General features: G+C 66.9%; 9 protein-coding genes and 1 tRNA gene. 8 read left to right on the plus strand and 2 right to left on the minus strand.

Annotated features, from left to right (window positions below):
• A partial coding sequence (dinB, locus tag WB461_RS03085) for a DNA polymerase IV (RefSeq protein WP_423851256.1) occupies positions 1-1,026 on the minus strand: 1,026 nt, incomplete at its 3' end.
• Between the two features lie 167 nt (positions 1,027-1,193).
• On the opposite strand from dinB, the gene WB461_RS03090 reads away from it, so the two are divergent.
• The 8 genes from WB461_RS03090 (at position 1,194) to WB461_RS03125 (ending at position 7,438) form a co-directional block, all read left to right on the plus strand.
• A complete protein-coding gene (locus tag WB461_RS03090; RefSeq protein ID WP_423851257.1) occupies positions 1,194-1,742 on the plus strand; it encodes a YceD family protein in 549 nt (182 codons plus the stop codon).
• A 3-nt stretch (positions 1,743-1,745) separates the two neighbouring features.
• Positions 1,746-1,931 (plus strand): 50S ribosomal protein L32, encoded by a 186-nt coding sequence (gene rpmF / locus WB461_RS03095; protein ID WP_056607529.1) that lies wholly within the window; start codon positions 1,746-1,748, stop codon positions 1,929-1,931.
• Positions 1,928-2,650, plus strand: a complete 723-nt coding sequence (rnc, locus tag WB461_RS03100; protein ID WP_423851262.1) for a ribonuclease III — start codon at positions 1,928-1,930, stop codon at positions 2,648-2,650. Before rpmF ends, rnc begins: the two co-directional genes overlap by 4 nt.
• A 9-nt stretch (positions 2,651-2,659) precedes the next feature.
• Entirely contained in the window at positions 2,660-3,511 is an 852-nt protein-coding gene (gene mutM, locus WB461_RS03105) for a bifunctional DNA-formamidopyrimidine glycosylase/DNA-(apurinic or apyrimidinic site) lyase (RefSeq protein ID WP_423851258.1), read from the plus strand.
• A gap of 25 nt (positions 3,512-3,536) precedes the next feature.
• Complete coding sequence (locus WB461_RS03110; protein WP_423851259.1) at positions 3,537-4,775, plus strand: deoxyguanosinetriphosphate triphosphohydrolase; 1,239 nt, start codon at positions 3,537-3,539, stop codon at positions 4,773-4,775.
• A 39-nt stretch (positions 4,776-4,814) separates the two neighbouring features.
• On the plus strand, positions 4,815-6,707 hold the full coding sequence (dnaG, locus tag WB461_RS03115; RefSeq protein ID WP_423851260.1) for a DNA primase: 1,893 nt from the start codon (positions 4,815-4,817) through the stop codon (positions 6,705-6,707).
• A 74-nt stretch (positions 6,708-6,781) separates the two neighbouring features.
• Complete coding sequence (locus tag WB461_RS03120) at positions 6,782-7,357, plus strand: sigma-70 family RNA polymerase sigma factor (protein WP_423851261.1); 576 nt, start codon at positions 6,782-6,784, stop codon at positions 7,355-7,357.
• Between the two features lie 8 nt (positions 7,358-7,365).
• Positions 7,366-7,438 (plus strand) — tRNA-Asn (locus tag WB461_RS03125).
• Between the two features lie 167 nt (positions 7,439-7,605).
• Here WB461_RS03125 and WB461_RS03130 read toward each other — a convergent pair.
• Positions 7,606-8,346, minus strand: coding sequence for a PIG-L deacetylase family protein (locus WB461_RS03130; protein ID WP_423851263.1), 741 nt, complete (start codon positions 8,344-8,346; stop codon positions 7,606-7,608).
• Between the last annotated feature and the right edge of the window lie 10 nt (positions 8,347-8,356).

Here is an 8,356-nt window from a genome sequence, read left to right on the forward strand (position 1 = left end):
GTCATCGAGCGATCCGACTGAGATTCCGATGAGGGTGATGCCGTGTTCGGCGATCGCGCCCTGCCTCGACCGCAGGAGCTGCCGAGCGATGTCGAGCACCGTGAGATTGTGCGCCGTCGATCGGTCAAGGGTGTGCGAGCTGGTCGATCGGGTGAAGTCTCCGAATCGCAGTCGGATCGTCACGGTGCGCCCCGTGCGACCGGCGGCCCGCATCCGAGCCGTGACCCGGTCGACGAGGGTCAGCAGCGCGAGGTCAAGCTCCGCGGCGGTGTGCGGCCCACGGCCGATCGCCTGCTGTGCGCCCATCGAGCCGCGACGCTTGCCGACGACCACGGGCCGGGGATCGTGATTGTGCGCCAGGGCGTGCAGGTGGCGCCCGGCTCCGGGGCCGAGCAGCTGCACGAGCTCGATCTCATGGAGCCCGGCGACATCGCCAACCGTGATGATCCGTGCGTCGCGGAGCTTTTGCGAGGTGACCCTGCCGACGCCCCACAGGCGTTCGACCGGCAGCGCGTGCAGGAAGGTGAGCTCGTCCTCGACCGGCACGACGAGCATCCCCTCGGGTTTGGACACCGCGCTGGCCACCTTGGCCAAGTACTTGGTGCGGGCGACGCCGACCGAGATAGGCAGCCCGACCCGCGCGCGCACGTCGACGCGGAGCTGTTCGGCGATCGACGAGGGGAGCCCGCGGATGCGTCGCAACCCGCCGACCTCGAGAAATGCCTCGTCGATCGAGAGCCCTTCGACCTGGGGGGTCGTGTCGTGGAAGACCTCGAACACATCGCGGCTGGCCTGCGTGTAGGCGTTCATGCGTGGCGGGACGACGACCGCATCGGGGCACAGCCGCAGCGCTTCACGTCCTCCCATGGCGGTGCGCACCCCGCAGGCCTTCGCCTCGTAGCTGGCAGCCAGCACGACGCCGCCGCCCACGATGACGGGCCGTCCGCGCAGGGAGGGGTCGTCGCGCTGCTCGACCGACGCGTAGAACGCATCGAGGTCAGCGTGAAGCACAGTGCCCTCGGACATACCGCGTATCGTGCCACCAGCCGCCCACACCGGCGAGTGCGATTGGCCTCGGTGCGTCCCGGCGGGTTAAGATTTACGTCGGCCTGCTTGCGGGTCGAAGTTTTGTCGTGCACTTGAACGGATGGGCGAACGTGCTTTCGGGACCATTGGTTTTCGACACCCACGCGATGGGTCGTAGACCGGGCGCCGAACGCACCCACACCTTGACAGTCCCGGCGCCGGCAAGAATGGGTTACGACGTCTACGCCGTTCCCGAGAATTCCCCGATGGAGATCGAGCTCAGGCTCGAGGTCATCATGGAAGGTGTGCTGGCAACAGGCACCATCTCGGCGCGGGCCGTGGGTGAGTGTGTGCGGTGCCTGGACCCGATCGACGAAGCTGTCGTGGTGGGATTTCAGGAGCTGTACCTCTTCGAGGCACCTTCTGACAAGGAAGAGGCCGAAGAAGAGGAGTTCTACCTCGAGGACGACCTGCTCGACCTCGAGACCGTCCTACGGGACGCGGTGGTGCTTGCGCTGCCGCACAACCCCGTGTGTGGTCCGGACTGTCCGGGACTGTGCCCCGATTGTGGGGCACGGATTGCGGATGATCCAGAGCACACACATGGTGAGGTGATCGACCCGAGATGGGCGTCACTGAGCCAGCTGGCGGAGCAACCGGTCCCGCCAGCCGACCGATCAGTGTCGGACACCTCGTCCGACGACAGCAAGGAGTAGATCGTGGCAGTCCCGAAGAGGAAGATGTCGCGCAGCAACACGCGCCACCGTCGTTCGCAGTGGAAGACGACTGCCACGGCGATCGTCGACTGCGCCAACCCCGCGTGTGACTCGAAGGTGCAGCCGCACCATGCGTGCACCAAGTGCGGACAGTACGGAGCTCGCGGCGAGCGTCGCCAGGTCCTCTGATCGCTGCAGCAGCCAATGCTGATGCGCTCCGGCAGGTCCTCGGTGTGGAGGACCTGGACGAGGGGCTGCTTCGACATGCCCTGACCCACCGGTCGTACGCGTACGAGAACGGTGGTGTTCCCAACAACGAGCGGCTGGAATTCCTGGGCGACGCGGTGTTGGGGGTGGTTGTCACGGACACACTGTTCACCGGGCACCCCAATCTGCCTGAGGGACAACTCGCAAAGCTGCGGGCCGCTGTCGTGAGCGCCAAGGCGCTGGCGGAGGTCGCCCGCACCCTCGGCATCGGTGATCACGTTCGCCTCGGCCGGGGCGAAGAAGCCACCGGCGGGCGCGACAAGGCCTCGATCCTGTCCGACACCGTGGAGGCCCTCCTGGGCGCGATCTACGTGCAGTTCGGCATCGAGCGGGCGGCCGAGGTCATCCACCGCGTCTTCGACCCGGTGATCGCGGTCGCAGCCGAGCTCGGCGCGGGGCTCGACTGGAAGACCTCGTTGCAGGAGATCACCGCGATCAGCGATCTGGGCGTCCCGCGCTACGTGCTCGAGGGGACCGGACCCGATCACAACAAGTCCTTCACCGCCGAGGTGCATGTGGGCGAGCAGGTCTATGGCGGCGGAACAGGCCGCTCCAAGAAGGAAGCCGAGCAGATGGTCGCCGAGATCGCCTGGCGCGCGATCAACGCCAGCGTCGAGGGCGCGGTCACCGACCAGGTCTAGGCTCGACGCGTGCCAGAGCTTCCAGAGGTCGAAGTCGTCCGCCTCGGCATCGCTTCCCACGTCGTCGGTCGAACCATCACGCGGGTCGTCGTGCACGACGTCCGCTCGGTTCGTCGTCACCTGCCCGGCGTGTCGGATTTCGTCAATCGGCTCGAAGGACGCACCGTCGTCGGCGCCGCCCGCCGCGGCAAATATCTGTGGTTGCAGCTCGACCACGGGGATGCCGTCCTGTGCCACCTCGGCATGAGCGGGCAGTTCCTGATCTCGGCGGCCGACGCCGCCGATCCGCGGCACCTGCGCATCGCGCTGACGTTGGATGACGAACGCGAGCTCCGGTTTGCCGATCAGCGGATCTTCGGCGGCATGGCGTTCAGTGAGGACGGCGCCGAGCTTCCCCCCGAGATCGAGCACATCGCACGCGACCCGCTTGACCCACGGTTCGACCCTGCAGAGTTCGCGGCTCGACTACGCAAGCGTCAGACCGGCGTCAAGCGTGCGATCCTCGACCAGACGTTGATCTCGGGTGTTGGCAACATCTACGCCGACGAGGCGCTGTGGCGCACACCGTTGCACTACGCGCGCAACACGCGGCACCTGCGGACACGCGAGATCGAAGGCCTGCTGGGTCATGTTGGCGACGTCATGCGGGAAGCGCTGGCACAGGGCGGCACGTCGTTCGATGCGCTCTACGTCAACGTCAACGGCAACAGCGGCTACTTCGACCGTTCGCTCCAGGCATATGGGCAGGAGGGCCGGCCCTGCCAAAGGTGCGGCACGCCGATCCGTCGCGACTCGTTCATGAACCGCTCGTCCTTCTGGTGCCCCCAGTGCCAGCCCCGCCCACGCAACGGCAAGTTCTGAGGTGTCGGCGCGATAGCCTGCGCGAGTGAGTCACACGCAGGTGCCCTACGGCGACGAGGCCCGCGAGCGCTTCGTCGACGAGCCACCCAAGCGCGCCGGCCGGACGCCCTTCGAGCGGGACCGCGCGAGGGTGGTGCACTCGGCGGCTCTGCGCCGGTTGTCGGCCAAGACCCAGGTGATGGGCGCCGGATTCGACGATTTCGTCCGCAACAGGCTCACCCACTCGCTCGAGGTTGCCCAGGTGGCGCGCGAGCTCGGCAAGTCCCTGGGCTGCGACCCCGACATCGTCGACTCCGCCGCCCTGGCCCACGATCTCGGCCATCCGCCGTTCGGCCACAACGGCGAAGTCGCCCTCGACGAGGCGGCGCAGTCTTGTGGCGGATTCGAGGGCAACGCGCAAACTCTGCGGATCCTCAGCCGCTTGGAGTCCAAGGCATTCACTTCGGCCGGCACGAGCGTTGGTCTGAACCTCACGCGTGCGACGTTGTCGGCCTGCGTCAAGTATCCGTGGCCGCGTGGTGAGGCACCCGACGGAAGCGGCAAGTTTGGAGCATATGCGGACGATCTCGCGGTGTTCAGCTGGTTGCGTGACGCTGCGCCGGCCAAGCGGAGGCCGATCGAGGCGCAGGTCATGGATCTGGCAGATGACATCGCCTACTCGGTCCACGACGTCGAGGACGGCGTCGTCGGTGGCTGGTTCGGACTTCGCTCGGGTGAGCTTGACCGTGAAGCGATCCACGGCGTTGCCCGCGACTGGTACACCCCGGACGCCGCCGACGACCGTCTCGATGCCGCCCTCGATCGGCTGCAGGAGATGCCCGAATGGCCGACGACACGGTTCGACGGCAGTCGGGCCGAGCGAGCCGTGCTCAAGAGCCTCACGAGCGCCCTGATCGGGCGTTTCGCCCACGCCGCAGAGCTCGCGACGGTCCAGTGCTGGGGTGGCGGGCCATTGATTCGATTCGCCGCCGATCTCGAGGTGCCCGATGACACCCGCGACGAGATCACCGTGCTCAAGTCGATCGCCGCCCACTACGTCATGCGCTCGGACGACCGGGTCGGGGCGCTGGGTCGGCAGCGCGAGCTGCTGTCCGCGTTGGTCGAGGTGCTCGACCGCTCCGATGGCACCGAGCTCGAGGCGGAGTTCGCCCTCGATTTCAACCACGCCACCGACGACGCGGCGCGCCGTCGGGTCGTGATCGACCAGGTCGCGAGCCTGACGGACGTCTCCGCGCACGCGTGGGCGTTGCGGCTCCTGCACTAGCGGTCCTGCGCGTAGGCGGGGCCGACTAGCATTCACCACATGGCCGGGCGCATCAAGGACGACGACATCCAACTCGTCCGCGAGCGAGCCCGGATTGACGAGGTCGTCGAGCAGTACGTCACGCTGCGCAACGCCGGGGGTGGAGCGCGCAAGGGCTTGTGCCCCTTCCACGACGAGAAGTCGCCGTCGTTCAACGTGCGTCCCGTGCAGGGCTTCTATCACTGCTTCGGCTGTGGGGCCTCGGGAGACGTCTACAAGTTCCTCATGGAGATCGAAGGACTGTCGTTCGTCGAAGCGGTCGAACGCCTGGCGGTCAAGGTCGGCATCACCTTGCACTACGAGGAGGGGGGCAATGCCGGCCCACGACGCGATCCGCAGCAGCGTCAGCGACTGCTCGAGGCGCACCGTGAGGCAGGCGTGTTCTACGCCACGACCCTGCAGTCGTCGCCCGACGCCCAGGTCGGCCGCCAGTTCGTCCAGGACCGTGGGTTCGATCAGGCAGCCGCTGAGAAGTTCGGCATGGGTTTCGCGCCCCGCGGGGGAGAGGCGCTCGTGGCGCACCTCAAGGCCAAGGGGTTCACCGACGAGGAGCTGACGGTCGGCGGCCTGGCCGCAAGCGGCTCGCGCGGTCTCTACGACAAATTCCGCGGCCGCGTTCTCTGGCCGATCCGGGAGATGACTGGAGACGTCGTGGGTTTTGGTGCCCGACGCATGTTCGACGACGACCGCATCGAGGCCAAGTACCTCAACACGGCCGAGACGCCGATCTACAAGAAGAGCCAGGTCCTCTACGGGCTCGACCTGGCTCGGCGTTCGATCTCGTCCTCGAGCCAGGCGGTCATCGTCGAGGGCTACACCGACGTCATGGCGTGCCACGAGGCAGGCGTGACGACTGCGATCGCGACCTCCGGCACGGCATTCGGAGAGGATCATGCCCGCGTGCTGCGGCGGCTGATGCTCGATCATGACGCTTTCCACGGTGAGGTCATCTTCACGTTCGATGGTGACGAGGCCGGTCAGCGTGCCGCGCTCAAGACCTTTGGCGGTGACCAGCAGTTCGTCGCCCAGACCTACGTCGCGGTCGAGCCGCGCGGCATGGACCCGTGCGATCTCAGGCTGGCCGACGGCGACGCCGCGGTTCGCGAGCTCGTCGCGTCCCGAATTCCGCTGTACCGGTTCGTCCTCGACAACATGCTCGGCAAGTACGACCTCGACCGCGGCGATCAACGAGTCGACGCGGTGCGCGAGGCCGTCTCGCTGAGCTCGGCGATCCGCGACAAGTCCAAGGTGGACGCGCTGCTCCGCGAGATTGCCGGGCGGGTCGGCACCGACATCGAGCAGGTCCGCGCGGAGCATCGCCGTCGTGCGGCGGCTTCGCCCAAGGGGGCTCCCGCGACGGCAACGGTGACGATCGACGCTCCGCCGGACGACCTGCCAAGTCCGGCGGTCAACTTCGGGCTGCCGCAGTTCGCCGATGAGCGGGAGGCGCTCAAGGCGATCGTGCAGCATCCGCACCTCGCGGGCCGGCATGCCGACGACCTCGACGACAACGATTTCACCCACCCGGTGTCCAAGCAGCTATGGACGCACATCCAGGACATGACCTGGCCGACGGGCCCCGATTCGAATTGGCTGCCGAGACTGTCCGACTCGGTCGACAGCCCTGATGCCAAGAGGGTGCTGTCGATCGCGGCGGTCGAGCCCATGCGCGCGCGTGAGAACAACACCGAGGCCGTGGTGACCTCGGTCATCGTTCGGCTCCAGCTGCTGACCTGCGGCCGTCAGCTGGCCGATCTGAAGTCCAAGCTTCAGCGCACCAACCCGATCGAGCAGGCCGAGGCATACAACCGCATGTTCGGTGAGCTCATCGCTCTCGAGCAGCAGTTCCGCTCGTTGCGTGACCGCTCGTTGGGCGGCGACGTCCCCAGCTGATCTCGAGGTCGAATCGGTCCACAGGCGCGGCGGCGCTGACAGCGGGAGGTCCTCCATCCGCCGAGCGTGGGGTGATGGACCGATTTGTGCGTGACCTGCTCGCCCTGCCGCCCATGGAGCCTGCTCAGGAGCGCGCCCTTGCCCGACTGGCACACCATGGCGACCACCACGCCCGCGAAGCTCTCATCACCTCGGGCATGCGCGCAGTGGCGTTGAGAGCCAGGCAGCGTGGCCTGCAGGGCGAGGACTTGCGGGATGCCGTGCAGTCCGGCGCGATAGGCCTGATCCGCGCGATCGATCGCTTCGATCCGGATCGCGGGGCCCGTCTGGCGACCTATGCGTGGCACTGGATCGGTGCCGCGATGACGGTCGACCGGAGGAACGAGCTGTCGTTGCAGGACCACGATCGCCCTACGGAGGTCCCGGACGGTGATGACCGGGGACTGCTCGACGGAATGCCGGCGGAGCTCGCCGACGTGCTGCGTGCCCGGTTCGGCCTGTCCGAACCCGCAGGGTCACCGTTGCCGCGACACGTGGTCGCCGACCGACTGGGTCTGAGCGTCGCGCAGGTACGTACCCGCGAGGGCAAGGCGATGCGACAACTCCGGGCCCGGCTTGCTAAAGTTGTCGACCGTGCTCCTCCGCAGTGAGGAGCCGGTCCCCCATAGCTCAATTGGCAGAGCATTCGACTGTTAATCGGAGGGTTCTTGGTTCGAGTCCAAGTGGGGGAGCAGTAACCCCCGCCTCGGCGGGGGTTTTGCTGTCTTGGCTCGGTAGCCGGGACTTTTGAGGCCGCGTGGGCTCTCGCGACAACAGTCAATGGCTCGTGACCTCGGCTACCTGCGGCCTGGACGAATTGGTGTTCGCAAGGCTCGTCCGGCTGGGCGAGGGTCGGGTTTCACTCACCCCACACGAGCGAGAAGACTTCGAATGCAGCGGCGTGGGTGACGCCGAGCCGTGTGCCGGTCGGTCGAGACATCCCCGCGAGGAATTCAGCCGGATCGAAGTCCTCCCAGCCCAGTCCGTCGATGTACGCCTGGTGGGCCCGCAGCGACTCGACTCCGCGGTCGAACGTGTCGGTCGTGTCGACGCCATGCTGGCTGTCAGGTGAGCCGGCAGCCCACACCTGCTTGACGCCGCCCCACTGCTCGAGACCGTTCGCGAGCTGTTCTGGATAGATCCACCGGTTGCCCGCGTCGCCCGCACTGTTGAGCGCCGCACGGCCGACAGCCATGTGGTCGGGCTGGTTGGGCATTGAACCGCCCCAGTTTTCGCGGAAGTTGTTCGTGATGATGATGTCTGGTTGGTGTTCACGCACCGCCCCGGTGATGGCGCGGCGAAGCGGCACGCCGTACTCGAGTGTCCCGTCCGGAAGCCCGAGGAAATCGACCTGCTCAACGCCGACGATCCGTCCTGAAGCGATCTGTTCGCCGATACGGATCTCGCGGCAATCCGCGGGCTGGATGCTGTCAATACCGGCCTCACCACTGGTCACCATGCAGTAGACGATCGTCTTGCCCTGATCGGTCCATCGGGCGATGGCGGCTGCAGCGCCGAACTCGATGTCATCTGGATGCGCCACGACAACGAGGGCGCGTTCCCAGGTCTCGTCGACGGGTTCGAGGGGTGTGGGTTCCATGCGGCTAGGC

This window comes from Aeromicrobium sp. (assembly GCF_049587115.1).
Classification (GTDB): Bacteria; Actinomycetota; Actinomycetes; order Propionibacteriales; family Nocardioidaceae; genus Aeromicrobium.